This is a genomic window from Bacillus sp. 9.4 (assembly GCF_055486415.1).
Genome location: NZ_JBVFMU010000008.1, coordinates 1 through 20,668, shown reverse-complemented (window position 1 = coordinate 20,668; position 20,668 = coordinate 1). Strand labels below are relative to the sequence as shown.

24 protein-coding genes, 1 rRNA gene and 2 other annotated features are annotated in these 20,668 nt (G+C 42.1%); all 25 genes read right to left on the bottom strand.

Annotated features, from left to right (window positions below):
- Positions 1–93 precede the first annotated feature (93 nt).
- Positions 94–699, bottom strand: a complete 606-nt coding sequence (locus ACZ07B_RS21395; RefSeq protein WP_003235045.1) for a class I SAM-dependent methyltransferase — start codon at positions 697–699, stop codon at positions 94–96.
- Positions 700–788: 89 nt separating this feature from the next.
- Positions 789–1,160, bottom strand: a complete 372-nt coding sequence (rplL, locus tag ACZ07B_RS21390; protein WP_003156436.1) for a 50S ribosomal protein L7/L12 — start codon at positions 1,158–1,160, stop codon at positions 789–791.
- A 45-nt stretch (positions 1,161–1,205) separates the two neighbouring features.
- On the bottom strand, positions 1,206–1,706 hold the full coding sequence (rplJ, locus tag ACZ07B_RS21385) for a 50S ribosomal protein L10 (protein ID WP_003235042.1): 501 nt from the start codon (positions 1,704–1,706) through the stop codon (positions 1,206–1,208).
- Positions 1,707–1,771: 65 nt separating this feature from the next.
- Positions 1,772–1,912 (bottom strand) — a sequence feature (ribosomal protein L10 leader region).
- A gap of 45 nt (positions 1,913–1,957) precedes the next feature.
- Positions 1,958–2,656, bottom strand: a complete 699-nt coding sequence (rplA, locus tag ACZ07B_RS21380) for a 50S ribosomal protein L1 (protein ID WP_003235040.1) — start codon at positions 2,654–2,656, stop codon at positions 1,958–1,960.
- A gap of 94 nt (positions 2,657–2,750) precedes the next feature.
- Positions 2,751–3,176 (bottom strand): 50S ribosomal protein L11, encoded by a 426-nt coding sequence (rplK, locus tag ACZ07B_RS21375; protein WP_003156430.1) that lies wholly within the window; start codon positions 3,174–3,176, stop codon positions 2,751–2,753.
- Positions 3,177–3,343: 167 nt separating this feature from the next.
- Positions 3,344–3,877, bottom strand: coding sequence for a transcription termination/antitermination protein NusG (nusG, locus tag ACZ07B_RS21370; RefSeq protein ID WP_003225764.1), 534 nt, complete (start codon positions 3,875–3,877; stop codon positions 3,344–3,346).
- Between the two features lie 178 nt (positions 3,878–4,055).
- A complete protein-coding gene (secE, locus tag ACZ07B_RS21365; protein ID WP_004399676.1) occupies positions 4,056–4,235 on the bottom strand; it encodes a preprotein translocase subunit SecE in 180 nt (59 codons plus the stop codon).
- A gap of 33 nt (positions 4,236–4,268) precedes the next feature.
- On the bottom strand, positions 4,269–4,418 hold the full coding sequence (gene rpmG, locus ACZ07B_RS21360) for a 50S ribosomal protein L33 (protein WP_003156421.1): 150 nt from the start codon (positions 4,416–4,418) through the stop codon (positions 4,269–4,271).
- 92 nt (positions 4,419–4,510) lie between these two features.
- The gene (gene sigH, locus ACZ07B_RS21355) at positions 4,511–5,167 is read right to left on the bottom strand and encodes an RNA polymerase sporulation sigma factor SigH (RefSeq protein ID WP_003225758.1); all 657 of its coding nucleotides are present in this window, start codon (positions 5,165–5,167) and stop codon (positions 4,511–4,513) included.
- 62 nt (positions 5,168–5,229) lie between these two features.
- On the bottom strand, positions 5,230–5,742 hold the full coding sequence (gene rae1 / locus ACZ07B_RS21350) for a ribosome-dependent mRNA decay endonuclease Rae1/YacP (RefSeq protein WP_003235032.1): 513 nt from the start codon (positions 5,740–5,742) through the stop codon (positions 5,230–5,232).
- Positions 5,743–5,748: 6 nt separating this feature from the next.
- Positions 5,749–6,498, bottom strand: a complete 750-nt coding sequence (gene rlmB, locus ACZ07B_RS21345) for a 23S rRNA (guanosine(2251)-2'-O)-methyltransferase RlmB (RefSeq protein WP_014478620.1) — start codon at positions 6,496–6,498, stop codon at positions 5,749–5,751.
- On the bottom strand, positions 6,482–6,913 hold the full coding sequence (locus tag ACZ07B_RS21340; RefSeq protein ID WP_004399685.1) for a mini-ribonuclease 3: 432 nt from the start codon (positions 6,911–6,913) through the stop codon (positions 6,482–6,484). The genes rlmB and ACZ07B_RS21340 overlap by 17 nt, the downstream gene beginning before the upstream one ends.
- A gap of 3 nt (positions 6,914–6,916) precedes the next feature.
- Positions 6,917–8,317: a cysteine--tRNA ligase gene (cysS, locus tag ACZ07B_RS21335; protein ID WP_464877667.1), complete on the bottom strand. Its 1,401-nt coding sequence runs from the start codon at positions 8,315–8,317 to the stop codon at positions 6,917–6,919.
- On the bottom strand, positions 8,314–8,967 hold the full coding sequence (gene cysE / locus ACZ07B_RS21330) for a serine O-acetyltransferase (protein ID WP_003225749.1): 654 nt from the start codon (positions 8,965–8,967) through the stop codon (positions 8,314–8,316). The genes cysS and cysE overlap by 4 nt, the downstream gene beginning before the upstream one ends.
- Before the next feature lie 68 nt (positions 8,968–9,035).
- Positions 9,036–9,266: a binding site (T-box leader), on the bottom strand.
- Between the two features lie 2 nt (positions 9,267–9,268).
- Positions 9,269–10,720 carry a glutamate--tRNA ligase gene (gltX, locus tag ACZ07B_RS21325; RefSeq protein WP_464877666.1) on the bottom strand — a complete coding sequence of 484 codons (1,452 nt, stop codon included), beginning with the start codon at positions 10,718–10,720 and terminating at the stop codon, positions 9,269–9,271.
- A 90-nt stretch (positions 10,721–10,810) separates the two neighbouring features.
- Complete coding sequence (gene ispF / locus ACZ07B_RS21320) at positions 10,811–11,287, bottom strand: 2-C-methyl-D-erythritol 2,4-cyclodiphosphate synthase (protein ID WP_003225745.1); 477 nt, start codon at positions 11,285–11,287, stop codon at positions 10,811–10,813.
- Positions 11,280–11,978: a 2-C-methyl-D-erythritol 4-phosphate cytidylyltransferase gene (gene ispD, locus ACZ07B_RS21315; RefSeq protein WP_014478616.1), complete on the bottom strand. Its 699-nt coding sequence runs from the start codon at positions 11,976–11,978 to the stop codon at positions 11,280–11,282. Before ispD ends, ispF begins: the two co-directional genes overlap by 8 nt.
- 14 nt (positions 11,979–11,992) lie before the next feature.
- Complete coding sequence (locus tag ACZ07B_RS21310) at positions 11,993–13,093, bottom strand: PIN/TRAM domain-containing protein (protein ID WP_003235014.1); 1,101 nt, start codon at positions 13,091–13,093, stop codon at positions 11,993–11,995.
- A gap of 115 nt (positions 13,094–13,208) precedes the next feature.
- Positions 13,209–14,291 (bottom strand): DNA integrity scanning diadenylate cyclase DisA, encoded by a 1,083-nt coding sequence (gene disA / locus ACZ07B_RS21305; RefSeq protein ID WP_003225736.1) that lies wholly within the window; start codon positions 14,289–14,291, stop codon positions 13,209–13,211.
- A 3-nt stretch (positions 14,292–14,294) separates the two neighbouring features.
- Entirely contained in the window at positions 14,295–15,671 is a 1,377-nt protein-coding gene (gene radA / locus ACZ07B_RS21300) for a DNA repair protein RadA (protein ID WP_015252992.1), read from the bottom strand.
- Positions 15,672–15,762: 91 nt separating this feature from the next.
- Entirely contained in the window at positions 15,763–18,195 is a 2,433-nt protein-coding gene (gene clpC, locus ACZ07B_RS21295; protein WP_014475592.1) for an ATP-dependent protease ATP-binding subunit ClpC, read from the bottom strand.
- Positions 18,192–19,283: a protein arginine kinase gene (locus ACZ07B_RS21290; RefSeq protein ID WP_003235007.1), complete on the bottom strand. Its 1,092-nt coding sequence runs from the start codon at positions 19,281–19,283 to the stop codon at positions 18,192–18,194. Before ACZ07B_RS21290 ends, clpC begins: the two co-directional genes overlap by 4 nt.
- Entirely contained in the window at positions 19,283–19,840 is a 558-nt protein-coding gene (gene mcsA, locus ACZ07B_RS21285; RefSeq protein WP_015252993.1) for a protein-arginine kinase activator protein McsA, read from the bottom strand. The genes ACZ07B_RS21290 and mcsA overlap by 1 nt, the downstream gene beginning before the upstream one ends.
- Before the next feature lie 13 nt (positions 19,841–19,853).
- Positions 19,854–20,318: a transcriptional regulator CtsR gene (ctsR, locus tag ACZ07B_RS21280; protein ID WP_003225724.1), complete on the bottom strand. Its 465-nt coding sequence runs from the start codon at positions 20,316–20,318 to the stop codon at positions 19,854–19,856.
- Between the two features lie 241 nt (positions 20,319–20,559).
- Positions 20,560–20,668: ribosomal RNA gene (rrf, locus tag ACZ07B_RS21275) — 5S ribosomal RNA — on the bottom strand; the annotation flags it as partial.

Genomic DNA, 20,668 nt, shown 5'->3' with positions numbered 1-20,668 from the left:
TGTATAATTTATACATAGATATTGACAATTCATCATATCAAGCAAAATATATACATTGGCATTTTACAATATTAACATAGTTAAAATACCGAGTCAAACTTTTTTTGCTTTTATGATATAATAGCCTTTCTTTTTTTGAACGACAGAAACTTCATCGAACAGTTCCTCGAGCTTTTCAATGGCAGAAGGCGCGCCTTGCTTTTTCTGTATGACGATCCACAACTCACCTGAAGCTTTTAAGTGTTCAGCGCTTTTCTCAAAGATAGCATGGACAACTTTTTTTCCGGCTCGGATTGGGGGATTTGTAAGAATAGAAGCAAATGTTTGAGCAGAATCAACGTTTGAAAACAAATCGCTTTGATAAATCTTAACGTTTGTTATTCCGTTTTGTTCCGCATTTTCATTTGATAGTTCTACGGCTCTCTCATTAACGTCAATCATGTGGATAGTCCGGTCTTTAAAGTCGCTGGCGAGCGATAAACCAATCGGGCCGTATCCGCAGCCTACATCCAAAATGCCGCCCTCAACCTCAGGCTCTTCAAAAGAATCAATCAGCAGGCGGGAGCCGAAATCAACTTCTTTTTTAGAAAAAACCCCGCTGTCGCTGGTAAACGTGAAATCTTTATTCCGAAGCCTAAAAGACCAGGTTTGCTTGTTGCTTTTTACTGAAGGTTTTTCTGAATAATAGTGCTCACTCATTATTAGAACCTCCTTTTTTCATGGCTTAAAGAATGGCAAAGAAAAAGCTCGCCTCATAAAAGCGAGCTTCCCCTACAGGTAAGTGAAGATTACTTAACTTCTACAGAAGCGCCAACTTCTTCAAGTTTAGCTTTAAGCTCTTCAGCTTCTTCTTTAGCAATACCTTCTTTAAGTGGTTTTGGAGTGTTGTCAACAAGTTCTTTAGCTTCTTTCAAGCCAAGACCAGTGATTTCACGTACAACTTTGATAACTTTGATTTTTTGAGATCCTGCACCAGCAAGGATAAGATCGAATTCGCTTTGCTCTTCAGCAGCTCCGCCTGCAGCAGCTCCGCCAGCTACAGCTACAGGAGCCGCAGCAGTTACGCCAAATTCTTCTTCGATTGCTTTTACTAGGTCGTTCAATTCAAGTACAGTTGCTTCTTTAACGGAAGCAATGATTTCTTCGATATTTAAAGCCATTTGTAATTCCTCCATTTTGTTTTAATTTATGAAAAACTGATTAGATTAAGCGCCTTGTTCTTCCTTTTGTTCTGCCACAGCTTTTGCAGCAAGAGCAAGGTTGCGAACTGGAGCTTGAAGTACGCTAAGCAACATAGAAAGCAAGCCTTCGCGTGATGGAAGTTCAGCAAGAGCTTTCACTTCTTCAACAGTAGAAACTTTACCTTCGATAACGCCAGCTTTGATTTCAAGAGCTTCGTGATTTTTAGCGAAGTCATTAAGAACTTTAGCCGGAGCGACAACATCTTCAGTGCTGAATGCGATCGCGTTCGGTCCAGTTAAGAAATCATTCAAACCATTAAGCTCAGCTTGTTCAACCGCACGGCGAGTCATCGTATTTTTGTAAACTTTGAACTCAACGTTAGCTTCGCGAAGCTGTTTACGAAGTTCAGTTACTTCAGAAACGTTAAGTCCGCGATAGTCAACGATGATCGTTGATTTACTTTCTTTCAGTTTAGAAGCAATTTCTTCAACAACAACTTTTTTTGTTTCAATTGCGCTGCTCATGGTTACACCTCCTGTAGATTCTTGTGTAACACTTATACCGTTAGGTGATCACGACTGAGACGACGGATTCCATATAAAAAGCCTCCATGAGACATGGAGGCTGTATATACAAGCATACGTAACGTAATAGCTGTGATAATATACACCTCGGTAGGATAATTAAGCGGTTAGGCCCCTACTGTCTACGGTATAAATGATATTCTATTTTACAACATTTTGAATAATATCAGAATGTTGATGTCATGTCAATATTATTTTACGTTAAAAGTTGAAGAGTCTACTTTGACACCAGGTCCCATAGTAGAAGTTACAGCAACGTTTTTCACGTAAACGCCTTTAGCTGCAGCAGGTTTAGCTTTAAGGATTGTATCGTACATTGTTGTGAAGTTCTCAACAAGTTTTTCATCCTCGAAAGAAACTTTACCGATAGGCACATGAATGTTTCCAGCTTTATCAACACGGTATTCAACTTTACCAGCTTTGATTTCGCCGATCGCTTTTTCAACTTCGAAAGTAACTGTACCAGTTTTAGGGTTTGGCATTAAACCTTTTGGTCCAAGTACACGACCGATTTTACCAACTTCACCCATCATGTCAGGTGTAGCTACGATTACATCGAAATCGAACCAGCCTTGTTGAATTTTGTTGATGTAGTCAGTATCGCCTACGAAATCTGCACCAGCAGCTTCAGCTTCTTTCGCTTTTTCGCCTTTTGCGAAAACGAGAACGCGCTGAGTTTTACCAGTTCCGTTTGGAAGCACAACTGCTCCACGGATTTGCTGGTCGTTTTTACGAGGGTCAACCCCTAAACGGAAAGCCACTTCAACTGTAGCGTCGAATTTAGCTGTGTTTGTTTTTTTAACGAGAGCTACTGCTTCAGAGACGTCGTAAGCTTTAGAACGGTCTACAAGCTTAGCAGCTTCAACGTACTTTTTACCTTTTTTAGCCATTTTAAAATTTCCTCCTTATGTGGTTATAGCGGAATAACCTCCCACGAATAAGGGTTGCGAACTTGTTAAAACTCGCAACCCGACAAGAAACAAATTAATCCTCGATTACAATACCCATACTGCGGGCAGTACCTTCAACCATGCGCATTGCCGCTTCAACGTCTGCTGCGTTTAAGTCAGGCATTTTCGTTTCAGCGATTTCGCGTACTTTATCGCGCTTAACGGTTGCCACTTTATTACGGTTTGGTTCACCAGAACCAGACTCAATTCCAGCTGCTTTTTTAAGCAATACTGCAGCAGGTGGAGTTTTTGTAATAAATGTAAATGAACGGTCTTCGTAAACCGAAATTTCAACAGGAATGATTAAACCAGCTTGGTCAGCTGTACGAGCGTTAAACTCCTTACAGAATCCCATGATGTTAACACCGGCTTGACCAAGTGCAGGTCCAACTGGTGGCGCTGGGTTAGCTTTTCCAGCAGGAATTTGCAATTTTACAACTTTAACTACTTTTTTAGCCACGAGACACACCTCCTTAAGTCCGTGATGTGGTAATAGGGTAAACCCTCCCACTCAAGGTTTCATTCTTTATATGAATGACGAAATATCATGCTAGTTGCCTTGGATAAGTCCAAGACGTACCTTTGCTATATTATCATTTATATATAGCAATTTCAAGTTTTTTCACATTACAATTTATCGATTTGGGTAAATTCCAGCTCAACCGGCGTTTCACGGCCGAACATATTAACGAAAACTTTGACCTTGCTTTTATCATAATCAATCTCTTCAATTGATCCTGTAAAGTTAGCAAAAGGTCCGTCTATTACTTTCACTGTCTCTTTCAGTTCAAAGTCAATATCAGTTTTGCGTTCATCCATGCCCATTCTCTTCAGAATGGTTTCTGCTTCGCCCGGAAGAAGCGGCGTCGGTTTTGAACCTGACCCGGCAGATCCTACGAATCCAGTAACGCCCGGCGTGTTTCGGACAACATACCAAGAGTCGTCTGTCATTACAATTTCAACAAGCACATAACCAGGGAACACTTTCTTTTTCACGACTTTTTTCTTGCCGTTTTTGATATCCGTTTCTTCTTCTTCGGGTACGACTACACGGAAAATTTTATCCTGCATCCCCATTGATTCAACACGTTTTTCCAAGTTGGCTTTTACTTTATTCTCATAACCAGAGTACGTGTGAACAACATACCAATTCTTTTCCATTCTATTCAGGACTGTCCAGTCCTTCCCTCCCCGCATTTGGTTTTAGTGAATTACCATAACGCTTCAAAAAATAGGCGGCAAGCCTATGATAACTATCATTTTAAGCCACAATAAAAAACCCGCTGAACGGGTTTTGGCAAGTAATATTATGATCTATTATAGCACGTATTGCTGATCATTATTCAACTATTAAACGAATTAATTGAGAAATTCCTGTGTCAAGGAGGGCAAAAAAGATAACAAAAAAGATAACTGTTGAAATTACCGTAATGGTATAACGCGTTAACTCTTTTCCTTTAGGCCAGCTTACCTTTTTCATTTCTTTCCCAACATCTTTAAAGAATTTCATAATACGCATGTAAAAGACCTCCACAATTTAAAAGCGCAAAAACTATTTTGTTTCAAGATGAGCTGTATGTGAATTGCAAGTACTGCAGTATTTCTTTACTTCTAATCGCTCAGCCGCTGATGCAGAGCTCTTCATTGTCGTATAATTACGGTTTCCGCATGTCTTGCATGCTAACGTAATCTTTTTTCTCATGTCATTACACCTTTTTCTAAATAGACATTAGTTCTTATCTTTAGTAACATATCATAGTCAGAAAAATACTGTCAATATAGCATAAATTCCTATTACAAACTGATTTCGCGAATTTCCAAGTACTTCTCCAGCTTGCGTTTCACACGCTGAAGGGCATTGTCGATCGATTTCACATGTCGGTTCAGTTCATCAGAAATCTCTTGGTAACTTCTCCCATCGAGATATAAGACGAGTACTTTTCTCTCTAAATCACTTAATAGTTCTCCCATTTTCATTTCAATATCATCAAATTCTTCCTGATTAATGATCATTTCCTCAGGATTTAAGGTTTTCGCTCCTGAAATGACATCCAGCAGCGTTCGGTCTGATTCTTCATCAAAAATCGGTTTATCTAATGAGACGTAGGAATTCAAAGGAATGTGTTTCTGGCGAGTAGCTGTCTTTATTGCGGTAATAATTTGGCGGGTAATACATAATTCTGCGAAAGCTTTGAATGAGGTAAGCTTGTCCTCTTTGAAGTCACGAATAGACTTATAGAGGCCTATCATGCCTTCCTGAACAATATCCTCTCTGTCCGCCCCTATTAAGAAATAGGATCTTGCTTTTGCCCGAACAAAGTTTCGGTACTTCGTAATCAAGTAATCTAACGCATCACTGTCCCCAACATGAACCTTTTCAATGACCTGCTCGTCCTCCAACTGGCAAAACTGCTCTTTGTTGAATTTTCCCTTGTTGTTCTGTAGATTCACTCCGATCCCCCCGGCGCACGTAGATAGAAATATTATACAGTATTGGGCAAAAAAGCGTCAACTTAATCTAAGTCTCCCCGCCTCCACTTTTCAAACGTTTTCAAAACCTCTTCCGATAAAGCAATTTTACCCGCCGGCTTTTCGGAAGTGATTTTTCTTACCCGTCTCTCTATTCGCCTTTCAATCGTTTCTACCTCTCTCAAAAGCTCCCGGGCCGATTTCCGCAATGCCCCCTGTCCGAAAATCGCCCACTGCTCAGTATAGTCAGAGGTCGCAACGTGAATTTGAGTCGCAATATTATTCAAAGCCTGAGCGAGCTTTTCTATCCGCTCATCAGCCGTCTCATTTTCTTTTGTAAAAATTACTTCAACTCTATGGTTGGTCTGTTTTTTCTCAAGCCCTTTTACGAGATGCGCGTCAAAAACAACAATAACCCTGTTTCCTGTATACGATTGATATTCCGCCATTTTCTGAATCAGTACGTCTCTCGCCTCTTCAAAACTGTTCGCTTTTAAATCCTTCAGCTGCGGCCAGGCTCCAATCATGTTGTACCCGTCTACTAACAGGATATCCATGGGTCTTTATTCTCCCACAGGGTTTCGTTTCCGGTAGACTTCATACATCAAAAGACCAGCCGCGACAGATGCATTTAGTGAAGTTACCTTTCCGGCCATCGGGAGTTTAATGAGAAAATCGCACTTTTCCTTCACAAGACGGCCCATCCCTTTTCCTTCACTTCCGATGACTAGAGCCAAAGGCATATTGCCGTCCATATTACGGTAATCCTCACGCGCGGACGCATCCGTTCCGACAACCCAGATTCCCCGCTCTTTCATCTCTTCTAACGTCCGTGCCAAATTGGTGACTCTTGCTACAGGAATGTGCTCAATTGCTCCTGTTGAAGCTTTTGCCACTGTTGTTGTCAGCCCGACAGCTCTCCGTTTTGGAATGACGATGCCATGAGCGCCGACCGCATCTGCTGTCCTCATAATGGAACCAAGATTATGAGGGTCTTCAAGCTCGTCCAGAATGAGGAAGAAAGGCTGTTCATTTTTTTCTTCGGCTGCTTTATATAAATCGTCCAGTTCTGCATATTCATACGCTGCAACCTGTGCCACTACGCCCTGATGCTGTCCTGTCACCATCTGATCGAGTTTTTTTCTCGGGACGTATTGAATCGTGATTCCCTGCTTTTTGGCAAGCTCAATCACTTGCTGTGCTTGTCCCTTTACGGTGTTTTCCGCCATCCACAGCTTATACAGCTTCCGATCAGATTTTAACGTCTCGATCACTGCATTTTTCCCTATGACGTAATCATGTTGCTGACTCATTTGTTTTCCTCCCTGACGTCCCGAATTGTATAGCTTCGGCTACGAGCTGACTAAGTCGTTCCTCTTTTTTCTCTAGAAAAAGGTAGCCCAGAAGCGCTTCAAATGCTGTACTGTAGCGGTACGTCTGAACATCTGTATTTTTAGGTGTTGTCCCTGACTTGGCATTTCTACCTCTTTTCAGCACCGCTTCCTCTTCTTCCGTAAAAAATGATTGATTCTGCAGAAAAAATAGGATCTCAGCCTGTGACTTTGCTGAAACAATCCGGCTTGATTTCTTATGAAGATCATTTGGTTTGGTAAAGCCCTGCTTAAGCAGGTGATGCCTGACATACACTTCAAAAATGGCATCACCTATATAAGCAAGCGCAAGACCGTTAAGCTGCTTAGAATCTTTTATCGTATCAAATTCAAGCATCTGTTATTCTCCCCGTTTCCAGCGAGTGCCTTGAGCCGTATCTTCAAGAATGATATTCATGCTTTTCAGCTGGTCGCGGATCTGGTCTGACAATGCAAAATCGCGATTCCGGCGCGCTTCATTTCGCTTTTCGATTAAGTCTTCAATCTCTTGATCGAGAAGTTCCTGCTCACCCAACGAAAAACCGAGGACAGAAACAATGCGGTCAAACATCTCAATAAACGCCGTAATCACATGATCAGCCGTATGATCTTTCTGAAGATAATAATTGGCGTGTTTCGCTAAGTCAAACAAGACTGAAATGGCATTCGCCGTATTAAAATCATCGTCCATCGCTTCTTCGAATGCTTTACGGTGTTCTTCAACTTTTTCAAGCCATTGATCGTCATCTTCGGTTAAATTCGTACTGCTGTTCAGACGGTGCTGAAGATTGCTGTACGCTGTTTTTAAGCGGTTGAACGCGCTTTTCGTATTCTCCAGAAGCTCTTCTGAATAGTTAATCGGATGGCGATAATGAACAGATAGCATAAAGAATCTCAAAAGCTGCGGATCATGCTGTTTAATGATGTCATGGACAAGCACAAAGTTGCCTAGTGATTTTGACATTTTTTCATTATCAATATTGATATAACCATTATGAAGCCAGTACTTCGCAAACGTTTTGCCTGTCAGCGCCTCAGATTGCGCAATTTCGTTTTCATGGTGAGGGAATGTTAAATCCTGTCCGCCCGCATGGATATCAATCTGGTCACCGAGATACTTTTTCACCATTGCTGAGCATTCAATGTGCCAGCCCGGACGTCCTTTTCCCCAAGGGCTATCCCAAGAGATTTCTCCTTCTTTTGCCGCTTTCCACAGTGCGAAATCAAGAGCATCTTCTTTTTTCTCGCCGACTCGGATGCGTGCACCTGATCTAAGTTCATCGATTGATTGCTGAGAAAGCTTTCCGTACCCTTCAAACGCTCTGGTTTTGAAATATACGTCACCTTCTGATTCATATGCGTAGCCCTTTTTCACGAGCTGATCTACGAATTCGATAATGGCATCCATGTTCTCCATTACTCGCGGATGAAGGTCGGCTTTTCGGCAGCCGAGCGCACCTACGTCTTCAAAGTATGCTTTAATAAAACGCTCTGAAATGGTGGGTACATCATCACCGAGTTCATTTGCCGCTTTAATTAATTTATCGTCTACGTCTGTGAAGTTAGAGACATACTGCACATCATAGCCTTTATACTCTAAATAGTTTCGAACCGTATCGTAAACGATTGCCGGACGCGCGTTCCCGATATGAATGTAATTGTAAACCGTGGGTCCGCATACATACATTTTCACTTTTCCCTCTTCAAGAGGAACGAATGTTTCCTTCTGTCTAGTCAATGTATTATAAAGTGTGATTGTCATTTTTGATTGATCCTTTCTTTTCTGTCTTCAAGTTCTGCCTTCAGCTCTAAAATCTGCTGTTCCAAAGACTTAAAGCGGTCAGCAACTGGATCGGGCAAATCCTGATGGTTTAAATCGCGTCTTACTTTCTTGCCATTTTGTACAACGACCCGTCCAGGGATACCGACAACTGTTGAAAAATCAGGAACATCATGCAGCACTACTGAACCAGCGCCAATCTTTGAGCCTTCACCGACCGTAATAGAACCGAGCACTTTAGCACCTGTGGCTATCAATGCGTCATCTTTAATCGTTGGGTGCCTTTTTCCCTTTTCTTTCCCCGTTCCCCCGAGGGTAACCCCCTGAAAAACGGTTACGTTATTGCCGATTTCACATGTCTCCCCAATGACAACCCCCATGCCGTGGTCTATGAAAAATCTTCTCCCGATTGTAGCGCCGGGGTGGATTTCTATCCCGGTAAAAAATCGGCTTACTTGAGATATAAGGCGTGCAAGGAAATAAAATTTTCGTTTATATAAAGCATGTGCAATCCGATGCGCCCATATAGCATGTAAACCGGAATAAGTTAAAATCACTTCAAAATAGCTTCTTGCTGCGGGATCTTGATCGAACACAGTATCAATGTCTTCTTTGAGCATTCTAAAAAACACATGCTTCCCCCCGTTTCTCTATCTGATTTCCTCTACCCAATAAAAAAAGCGTCTCTGCATGTAAACATGACAGAGACGCTTTAACCGCGCGGTTCCACTCTGTTTGAAAAGCAGACTTCTGCTCTCCCAACTTCAGCCTGTAACGGCGGCGGCCGCCTTTGAATACTGATTTCAAAAAATGTTCTTCAAAGGTCTTAAGGGCGCACTTCTAAAACCCGGCTCATGGATCTCTCTCAGCCAATGGAGATCCTTTCTGTAATGGCCTAAAGCTTTATACTCTTCCCTGTCAACAATCATTTATTTAGATATTCTTTAAACGCTGAATTGCAGTCTCTTTACCGATCAATTCAATTGATTGCGGCAGTTCCGGACCGTGAGTTTGCCCTGTTACAGCAACACGAATCGGCATAAACAGTTTTTTCCCTTTATGGCCAGTTTCTTTCTGCACTGCTTTGATTGATGCTTTGATATTATCCGGAGTGAACTCCTCAAGCTCTTCAAGCTTCGCTGCGAATGTGCTGAGCACTTCAGGAACCTGTTCTTCTTCCAGAACAGCTTTCGCTTCTTGATTATACTCGATCTCATCCGTAAAGAACAAATCAGTCAGCTCAACAATTTCCGCACCGTAGCTTAATTGCTCATGATACAGGGAAATCAGTTTACGAACCCACTCTTGTTCTTCAGCAGAAAGCTCAGTGCCAACTTTGCCCGCTTTTTGCAAATGCGGAAGCGTCAGTTCAACAACCTGATCAAGATCCAGCTGCTTCACATATTGGTTGTTAACCCATTTTAGCTTATGCATATCAAACAAAGCTGGTGATTTAGATAAACGATTTACATCAAAAATTTCAATAAACTGCTCTTTTGTGAAAAGCTCTTCTTCTCCAACCGGTGACCAGCCTAACAGGCCGATAAAGTTGAACAGCGCTTCTGGCAGGTAGCCAAGCTCTTTGTACTGCTCGATGAATTGAATAATGGATTCATCACGTTTGCTGAGCTTTTTACGGCTTTCGTTTACAATCAGCGTCATGTGTCCGAACTGAGGAATATCCCACCCGAATGCTTGATAGATCATAATCTGTTTCGGTGTGTTAGAAATATGATCCTCACCGCGCAGCACGTGTGTCATTTTCATTAAGTAGTCATCAATCGCTACCGCGAAGTTGTAAGTTGGCGTCCCGTCCTTTTTCACAATAACAAAGTCGCCGATGCCATCTGATTCAAAAGAAATTTCACCTTTTACGATGTCGTTGAAGGCGATGACTTTTCCTTCTGGCACACGGAAACGAATACTTGGTTTTCTGCCTTCGGCGATAAATTTCTCCTGTTCTTCCTGAGTCAGGTCTCTGTGTTTTCCGGAATAACGAGGCATTTCTCCGCGGGCAATCTGTTCTTCACGCTCTTTTTCAAGCTCTTCTTCCGTACAGTAACATTTATAAGCAAGCCCTTTTTCAAGAAGCTCTTCATAGTACACTTTATAGATATCGTTACGCTCTGACTGACGGTATGGACCGTACTCTCCTCCGACATCCACACTCTCATCCCAGTCAATACCTAGCCACTTCAGATAATTCAGCTGGCTTTGTTCTCCGCCCTCAATATTGCGCTTTTTATCAGTATCCTCAACTCGAATGATAAACTTACCGCCTTGATTGCGGGCAAATAAATAATTAAAAAGCGCCGTTCTGGCATTTCCAATATGCAAATGTCCGGTTGGACTCGGTGCATAACGGACGCGTACTTCGTTTCCCATTTTCAAATACTTCCTTTCATGTCATGTATGGCCTCAGGCAAAAATGTATGAATCTATTCTACCACCAAATAGACCCGGCATCAAAACAAGTTAGCCTTTTTGTATCAGTACTGTCGCCTGAGCCGCTATTCCTTCCGCCCGGCCTGTAAATCCAAGCTTTTCTGTCGTTGTTGCTTTTACATTTACTTGAGAAACATCTGCCTCAAGGCCTTCAGCAATTCTTTTTCTCATATCTTCTATGTACGGCAGCATCTTCGGCTTTTGCGCTATGATGGTGCAATCAATGTTCCCAAGGACATACCCCTTCTGTTTCACGATTCCCCAGACATGCTGAAGTAATTTGAAAGAATCTGCGTCCTTGAACTCGGGATCTGTGTCAGGAAAATGCTTGCCGATGTCTCCTTCACCCACAGCTCCCAGGCAGGCGTCAGCGACAGTATGCAGCAAAACGTCTGCATCAGAATGGCCAAGCAGCCCTTTTTCGTACGGGATTTCAATTCCGCCAATAATGAGAGGACGGCCCTCCACTAATTGATGCACATCAAATCCTTGTCCAATTCTAAACATGTTTATTCCCACTTTCTGATTCCATGATAGCTTCAGCTGACGTCAAATCGTCTGGCGTCGTCAGCTTAATATTTGTATAGCTGCCTTCTACAACACGGACCGAACCGCCCTCCATCTGTTCAACGAGGCTGGCGTCATCCGTCCCTAAAAATCCCTTGCGCTCGGCCTCAGCGTGAGCCTTCATCAATAAAGAAAGACGAAAAGCTTGTGGCGTTTGGACAGCCCACAAGCTTGAACGTTCAATCGTCTCACTGACTTGTAAATCTTGAACGCGTTTAATCGTATCTTTTACCGGAACAGCAAGGATGGCCGCTCCTGTCTGTTCCGCCTCTGCGATCAGTTCGTCAATTTGTTCATGTTTTATAAATGGGCGGGCACCGTCATGTACAAGGACAATCTTTTCCTGCTTTACGGCTTTCAGCCCCTTATACACACTGTGCTGACGCTCTTCTCCGCCTGCAACAAGCTCAATTGAAGTTTGAAACGGGTAATCGCACAGCAATTGCTGAAAGTGCTCCCGCTCCTGCTCGTTAATCACCAAAATGATTTTATCGCACTGCCGGTGGCTGTCAAACACTCTTAACGTGTGTATGATCACCGGGTCTCCTTTCAGCTCAATGAACAGTTTATTTCTCCCTGCCTTCATCCGCTTTCCCTGTCCGGCTGCAGGAATCACCACATCATAACTCATTGTTTCTTCTCCCTTTACAGCGCCTTCTCCAACAGCTTAGGCTTCGCAAAAATCATTCGTCCCGCTGCTGTCTGCAGCACACTTGTGACGAGTACATCAATATGCTTGCCGATATAATTTCGTCCTTCTTCAACGACAATCATCGTACCGTCATCCAAGTAGGCAACTCCCTGATTATGCTCTTTCCCGTCCTTAATGACCTGAACATTCATTTCCTCGCCAGGAAGCACAACAGGCTTGACCGCATTGGCAAGGTCATTAATGTTTAATACTGCTACCTTCTGAAGCTCGCACACTTTATTTAAATTAAAATCATTCGTCACAACGACCCCGGATGTCAGCTTAGCAAGTTTGACGAGCTTGCTGTCAACCTCCTGAATATCTTCAAAGTCGCCTTCGTAAATTTCAACTTCAATGTCTAATTCTTTCTGAATGCGGTTCAGGATATCAAGACCGCGGCGTCCTCTGTTTCGTTTTAAAACATCTGAAGAGTCTGCAATATGCTGCAATTCCTCAAGGACAAACTGCGGAATCACGATAACTCCCTCTAAAAAACCAGTCTGACAAATATCTGCTATTCTCCCATCAATAATAACACTAGTGTCCAAAATTTTCAGCTTCTTGTCTTGAACCTCATGTTCTTCATCAGCTGTTCCTTTTTTCTTTTGCATTCTGGCGGAAATGGAAAACAGGCTGATCAATTCATCCTTTTTCTTAAAGCCCACCTGGAAGCCGAGATAACCGAGGAAGAAAGCCAAAAATACAGGAATTATTGTGCTGAATATGCGGTAAGGTATATTGTCTAAAGGAATAACATTTACGATAAGATAAGCAATTATAAGTCCAAAAACTAAGCCAAGACTTCCAAATAACAAATCTGGAACCGGCGCTTTTAACAATGAATCCTCTATCCACTTCACCCAGTTCACAACGTATTCTGTACCCCATATACTGATGAGAAAAAAGATAATTGCTCCTATTGCCGCAGACGTATATGCGTTTGTTATTAAAGGTATGTCCTGTATATTTAACAGTACAAACAATTCAGGTATCAAAAATATACCAACAACGCCGCCAAAAATAATGAAGAACGCCTGAACTATTCGTTTTAACATACCCCCACCTCCTTTTTTAACATTTTAATTTCACAAAGTCTTATGCATCCTACGAATATCAGAATAAACAAAAACCAACATTAATATACCCGTATTCATAAGGTTTTAACCGAAATCACAGTTGTCTGTCTAAATAATGCTTCTCTTGCAGGCGTTTTAATCCTTTTTTGATTTTTTGGGCTCGTACTTCACCGATTCCCTCTACTTCATCTAATTCTTCTGCACTCGCCTCAATAATCCTTGGTAGGACTCCAAATGCTTCTACAACATTTTCAACAATCGGCATCGGAAGACGCGGTATCTTATTTAACAGCCTGTATCCTCTCGGCAATACATAATCATCAAGATTAGTAGAAGCAGGGTAACCGAGAAGCTTATACACAATGGAATCATCCAGCAGATCATAACTGGACATATCCTGCAGCTCCTTCAAGAGAACAAACGGATCTTTAATCTTTTCTTTTACATAGTCCTTAATAAATAAAGCGGCCTCTTCTTCCATATCCGTAATCAATTCAATGACTTGCAGTTTGATCAGATGCCCTTCTGTCCCCAGCTCTTTGATATACATATTAATTTCGTTTTTGATTCTCAGTACCATTTCATAACGATGCATGACAGACAAGACATCACTGAAGGTAACAAGTTCCTCAAACTCTAACGCGTTCAGTGCATTAATCGTTTTATCGAGGATTGTCTTATATTTTTCAAGTGTTTGAATGGCTTGGTTCGCCTTGGTTAAAATAAATCCTATGTCTTTTAGTGTATACTTCATGTTTTCCTGATATAACGTTATGACATTTCTTCTTTCAGAAATAGCGATTACAAGACAGCCAGTTTGCTTAGCTACTCTTTCGGCAGTTCTGTGCCGCATTCCTGTTTCTGATGAAGAAATTGTGGCATCCGGCATCAGCTGAGTATTCGCGTAGAGGATCTTTTGACCAGAATCACTTAAAATGATCGCTCCATCCATTTTAGCCAGCTCATATAAATGCGCCGGAGAAAAAGCCGTGTTTATGTGAAAGCCGCCGTCCACTACTTCTTTTACTTTATCATTATATCCAACAACAATCAGACCGCCTGTATTTGCTCTCAAGACGTTTTCCATCCCCGCTCTGAGCGGTGTACCCGGAGCAACAAACTGCAATATAGATGACAGGTCTAACTCGTGTTTCGCCCCTTTTTTCTCTTTTTCCATCTATTATCCTCCTAATGAAGTACGAAGCGCTTCTGCAACATTTGCTACTCCGATAACCTCAATCCCTTTTGGTTTTGTCCATCCATCCAGATTTGCCGCGGGTATGATCATGCGTTTAAAACCAAGCTTTGCCGCTTCTTTCACACGCTGTTCAATTCTTGAAACCCGCCGGACTTCTCCGGTTAATCCCACTTCTCCAATAAAACAATCTGCAGGATTTGGAGGTGTGTCTCTAAAGCTTGATGCGATACTAATCGCAATGGCAAGATCAATTGCCGGTTCATCAAGCTTAACGCCGCCAGCCACTTTCAAATAAGCATCCTGATTTTGCAGCAGCAGTCCAACTCTTTTTTCTAACACAGCCATTAACAGAGAGACCCTGTTATGGTCTATTCCCGTTGCCATACGCCTTGGGTTGCCAAAGCTTGTTGGCGAGATGAGCGCCTGAATTTCAACGAGAATCGGTCTAGTGCCCTCCATAGAGGCAGTGATACTCGAGCCTGCGGAACCAGCAGAGCGTTCTTCTAAGAAAATTTCCGAAGGATTCAAAACCTCAGTGAGCCCCTCTTCCCGCATTTCGAAAATGCCCATTTCGTTTGTAGATCCGAAACGGTTTTTTACAGCCCGCAAAATACGGAAAGTATGGTGGCGTTCTCCTTCAAAATATAAAACAGTGTCAACCATATGCTCCAACAGTCTCGGACCTGCAATAGACCCTTCTTTCGTCACGTGCCCTACGATAAAAATCGGAATACCTTTTGTTTTTGCAATTTTCATCAGCTCAGCGGTACACTCTCTGACCTGCGACACACTGCCTGGAGCCGATGTAATATCGCTTTGGTAAACCGTTTGAATAGAGTCAACAACGACAAACGCTGGATTCATCTCTTGTATAGCAGACGAAATATACTCCATATCGGTTTCAGATAAAACATGCAGTGACGGATTATTAATGCCGAGACGGTCTGCTCGCAGCTTCGTTTGCTTTACAGATTCTTCTCCCGAAATATACAGGACACTGTTTGATGAGCCTGATAATTGAGCGGAAACCTGCAGTAATAGCGTTGACTTTCCGATACCAGGATCACCGCCAATTAAAACGAGGGAGCCTTTAACGACACCTCCGCCGAGTACTCTGTTAAACTCGCCAAGCTGGGTTTTGACGCGGGGTTCTTCTGATGTTTCGATTGATGTAATAGGTGAAGGTTTCTGTACAGTTTGAACAGAATGAGAAAAAGCCGCTCTCCGATTGGCCGGTGCTTTTTTAATCATTTCTTCCACCATTGTATTCCAAGCACCGCAGCCCGGACATTTCCCCATCCATTTTGGAGACTCGTAGCCGCAGGATTGGCAGATGAATTTCGATTTTGTTTTAGCCATATATAGTGTAAGACCTCTCCCTTGTTCTATTTCTTGATATGAAAGTGAGGCATACACTTACATGCTGTATGCCTCATTTCCGTCTTCTATATTAATTCGTTTTAGCAGTCGTTTTTACGACAAATTCGCCATCTTCTACATCAAGAACAATATGCTGTCCTTTATGAATATTTCCTCTGAGGAGTTCTTCAGATAAACGATCCTCGACATGTTTTTGGATCGCTCTTCTTAACGGACGGGCACCGTATTCCAGGTCAACGCCCTCTTCCGCGACTTTCGCTTTTGCAGCATCTGTCAATTCGATAGAAAGATCTTGTTCTTTCAGGCGTTTCGTTAATTGATCAGACATTAATGACACAATTTCAGTAAGATGTTTTTTCTCAAGTGAATGGAAGACAATGATTTCATCAATACGGTTGATGAACTCAGGTCTGAACGCTCGTTTCAATTCACCCATCACTTTATCTTTCATGTCTTTATGATTTTGAGTTTCATCCTGAACGTTAAAGCCGACATATTTATTGCGTTTCAGCTCACTTGCTCCAACGTTTGATGTCATGATCAGAATGGTATTGCGGAAATCGACTGTGCGTCCTTTAGAATCAGTCAAACGCCCGTCTTCAAGAACTTGCAGAAGGATATTGAAGACATCAGGGTGCGCTTTCTCGATCTCATCAAGAAGCACGACAGAGTAAGGTTTTCTTCTGACTTTCTCTGTCAATTGACCGCCTTCATCATATCCCACATATCCCGGAGGTGAACCAACAAGTCTTGAAGTTGAGTGTTTTTCCATGTATTCAGACATATCAATTCTGATCATGGATTCTTCATCGCCAAAAATGGATTCAGCGAGTGCTCGTGCAAGCTCTGTTTTACCTACACCTGTAGGGCCTAAGAAAATGAATGAGCCGATTGGGCGTTTAGGATCTTTCAACCCTGCTCTCGCACGTCTAACGGCTTTTGCAACAGCTACAACTGCCTCATCCTGGCCGATGACGCGGGAATGAAGAATGTTTTCCATATTGAGAAGCTTATCAGTTTCAGTTTGGGCGATTTTAGATACAGGCACACCGGTCCAGCTGGATACAACCATCGCAATATCATCCACAGTAACCTCTGAGTTTTCCTGCCCTTGCTTCTCTTTCCATGATTTCTTCGTATCCTCTACTTGCTCGCGCAGGCGCTGTTCAGTATCACGCAAGGAAGCAGCTTTTTCAAACTCTTGGCTTTGCACTGCCGCATCCTTCTCTTTACGAACCTCATCAAGCTTCTGCTCAAGCTCTTTTAAGTTAGGAGGCGTTGTAAATGAGCGCAGTCTCACCTTTGAACCTGCTTCATCGATCAAGTCAATTGCTTTATCCGGAAGGAAGCGGTCAGAAATATATCTGTCAGAAAGCTTAACCGCAGCTTCAATGGCATCATCAGTGATAGAAACGCGGTGGTGGGCTTCGTATCTGTCACGCAGACCTTGTAAAATTTGAATACTTTCATCTACAGATGGCTGATCAACCTGAATCGGCTGAAAACGGCGTTCCAGTGCTGCATCTTTTTCAATATATTTACGGTACTCATCAAGAGTCGTTGCACCAATACATTGGAGTTCGCCACGAGCAAGTGAAGGTTTTAAAATATTAGATGCATCAATAGCACCTTCTGCTCCGCCTGCCCCGATTAATGTATGGAGCTCATCGATGAATAGAATGATATTTCCTGCCTGGCGAATTTCATCCATGACCTTCTTCAGGCGATCCTCAAATTCTCCGCGGTATTTTGTGCCGGCAACAACTGTGCCCATGTCTAATGTCATCACGCGTTTGTCACGCAAAATTTCGGGTACTTCATTATTGATAATTTGCTGTGCCAAACCTTCTGCGATAGCCGTTTTACCTACACCTGGTTCCCCAATGAGAACAGGGTTGTTTTTCGTTCTGCGGCTTAATACTTCAATGACACGCTGGATCTCCTTGCTTCTGCCGATTACAGGGTCAAGGCTGTCTTCCTTCGCAATAGCAGTTAAGTCTCTTGCCAAGCTGTCAAGCGTAGGCGTATTCGCATTGCTGTTTGTTCCTGCCGCTGATGATCCTGTTTCATTACTTCCTAGAAGCTGGAGCACCTGCTGTCTTGCTTTATTTAAGCTGACACCGAGATTATTCAGAACTCTCGCAGCAACACCTTCTCCTTCACGAATCAGACCAAGAAGAATATGTTCTGTTCCGACATAAGAATGACCGAGTTTTCTTGCCTCATCCATTGAAAGCTCAATGACTTTTTTAGCTCTAGGAGTATAATGAATCGTTTGAGACATTTCCTGCCCGCGCCCGATCAAACTTTCTACTTCTTTCTGAATTTTATCTGAACCGAGTCCAAGCGCTTGAAGAGCTTTAGCAGCAATGCCCTCTCCTTCTCTTACCAGTCCTAATAAAATATGCTCAGTGCCAATGTTATTATGACCTAACCGAAGTGCTTCTTCCTGTGCTAGCGCCAGTACTTTTTGAGCTCGTTCTGTAAATCTTCCAAACATCATATCGATTCATCCTCCTGTCTTTTCCCATTCATTTCTAAGTGAAGCCGTTCTCTGATGAGAGCCGCTCTTCGAATGTCCCTTTCGTTCGGACGCAAAGCGCCTCCCGAGTATTGCTGTAAAAATCCTGGCTGCGTCAAAATCATAAGTTCGTTAAGTATGTTGCTTGAAAGTCCTTTTATAATGCCTAGGTCTATGCCTAACCGTACATCTGAAAGGCACTTTGCAGTTTCTTTCGATTCTATCATCCGGCAATTAGACAAGACCCCATAAGACCGATATACCCGATCCTCAAGTTCGATTTTAGAAGTTTGATAAATCGCTTCTCGGGCAGATCGTTCTTGTTCAATCAACTGAGCAGCAACACTGTTAAGATCCTCTACAATATCCTGCTCTGACTTACCAAGCGTGATCTGATTTGAAATTTGAAAGATATTCCCTACTGCTTCGCTGCCTTCCCCATAAATTCCTCTAACAACTAAGCCTAATTGATTAATTGCCGGTATAATTCGATTTATTTGCCTAGTTAAAACCAGTGCCGGCAGATGCATCATGACCGAAGCCCTTAAACCTGTACCTACGTTTGTAGGACAGCTGGTTAAGTATCCTCTTTGCTCATTGAATGCATAATCAACTTTTTCTTCAATCCAGTCGTCGACCTGGTTTGCGGCTTTCATTGCTTCTAAAAGCTGAAATCCAGGGAAAAGACACTGAATTCTAATATGGTCCTCTTCATTTAACATGACGCTTACTTCCTCATTTTCAGAAAGCAAACAGCCGCCAAAAGGAGACTCTGTCAGATTAGGACTGATTAGATGTTTTTCAACAAGTACACGTTTTTCTAAAGGCTGTGCATCATTCATTCTAATCAAAACAAATTTGCCGATTCCGGGAATTTCTTGCTCTGAAAACTGATCTTCAAATTGCTGTATGATGGATGAGGCTTCTTCATTGGAATACCGCGTAGGGAACCGAATATGCTCAAAGTTCCTTGCTAAACGTATGCGGCTGCTGAGTACAATGTCACTTTCAGGTCCTTTCTGCTTCATCCAACTGCTTAGTGCGTCCTGAATAAAATGCTTTAGCGACATTACTCCTGTTCCTCCTCACTATCTGTACTTTTGAGTGATTGTTCTAATGAACGAATTTGATCTCTTACATGAGCTGCATTTTCAAATTCTTCTTGATGGATTAAGGATTCTAATTCCTTTTTTAGCATATCAATCTGCCGTCTGACATGAAGATTGCCGCCTATTCGTTTCGGTATCTTACCTGCATGCACAGTGTTTCCGCTGTGCACTTTACGTAGGATTGGTGTAATGTTGCTATGAAATGTTTTGTAACATTCAGAACATCCAAAACGGCCAATTTTTCTGAATTGCTGAAAAGTCATTCCGCATTTCGGACAAGCAGATATTTGCTCCGAGTGACTGAACATTTGAGTTCCTGCATTTTGAAATGAAGAATCCATGTTCAGTAAACCCGAAAGTAAATTATGAATAGAGAAACCCTGATTTGCACTTATACCATATGAATCACTATTTTCTTTGGCACATTGTTCACAAATATGAACTTCTATTTTTTCTCCGTTAACAACCTTTGTAAAGTGAAAAGTGGCTGGTCTCTCGTGGCACTCTTGACAAATCAATCTTTTCACCCGCTTATTTTAATTTTAAAGAAGTCAGCATTGCCTTCATCATTCTCGCTCTTAATTCATCACGTTCAGGTAAGTCAATGTGTAAAACTGAGCGGTCCATTACGCTGACCATCATTTTTGCTTCTCTTTCTGAAATTACCTTGTCTTCTAATAGCCTTAAAATAATGTCATCAGAGGCTGCTTGAGACAAATGGGTATTAATTTGAGAAATTATATTATTGATCAGGACAACTTCATTGTTCATTTTAATTTTAATGATTCTGATGTAACCGCCGCCCCCGCGTTTGCTCTCAACAATATATCCTCTTTCGCTTGTAAATCTGGTGTTGATGACATAATTTATTTGGGAAGGAACGCATTGAAATTTATCTGCAATTTCACTTCGTTTAATCTCTAAAATTTCCTTGCCATTTTGATCTAACACTCGTTTTAAATATTGTTCAATGATGTCAGAAATATTATGTCCCACTCAACCCCCTCCTTTACTGACTTTGACTATATTTGACTATAATCTTACTATAAGCCGTTTCTCGAGAATTTTCAACTTTCTCGCTCTATCCTTTATTATTTCCATTTTCCCGGTCCACAAAACCTGATTGCTGATTTAAAATTCGGTATAAAGTTATTATATTATACAGTTAAGTGGAATTTTATGATACCAATAAACCAAAATACAAAAAAACCCAGCTCAATGAGCTGGGTTTAAGCTTGCTTGGCGGCGTCCTACTCTCACAGGGGGAAACCCCCGACTACCATCGGCGCTGAAGAGCTTAACTTCCGTGTTCGGTATGGGAACGGGTGTGACCTCTTCGCTATCGC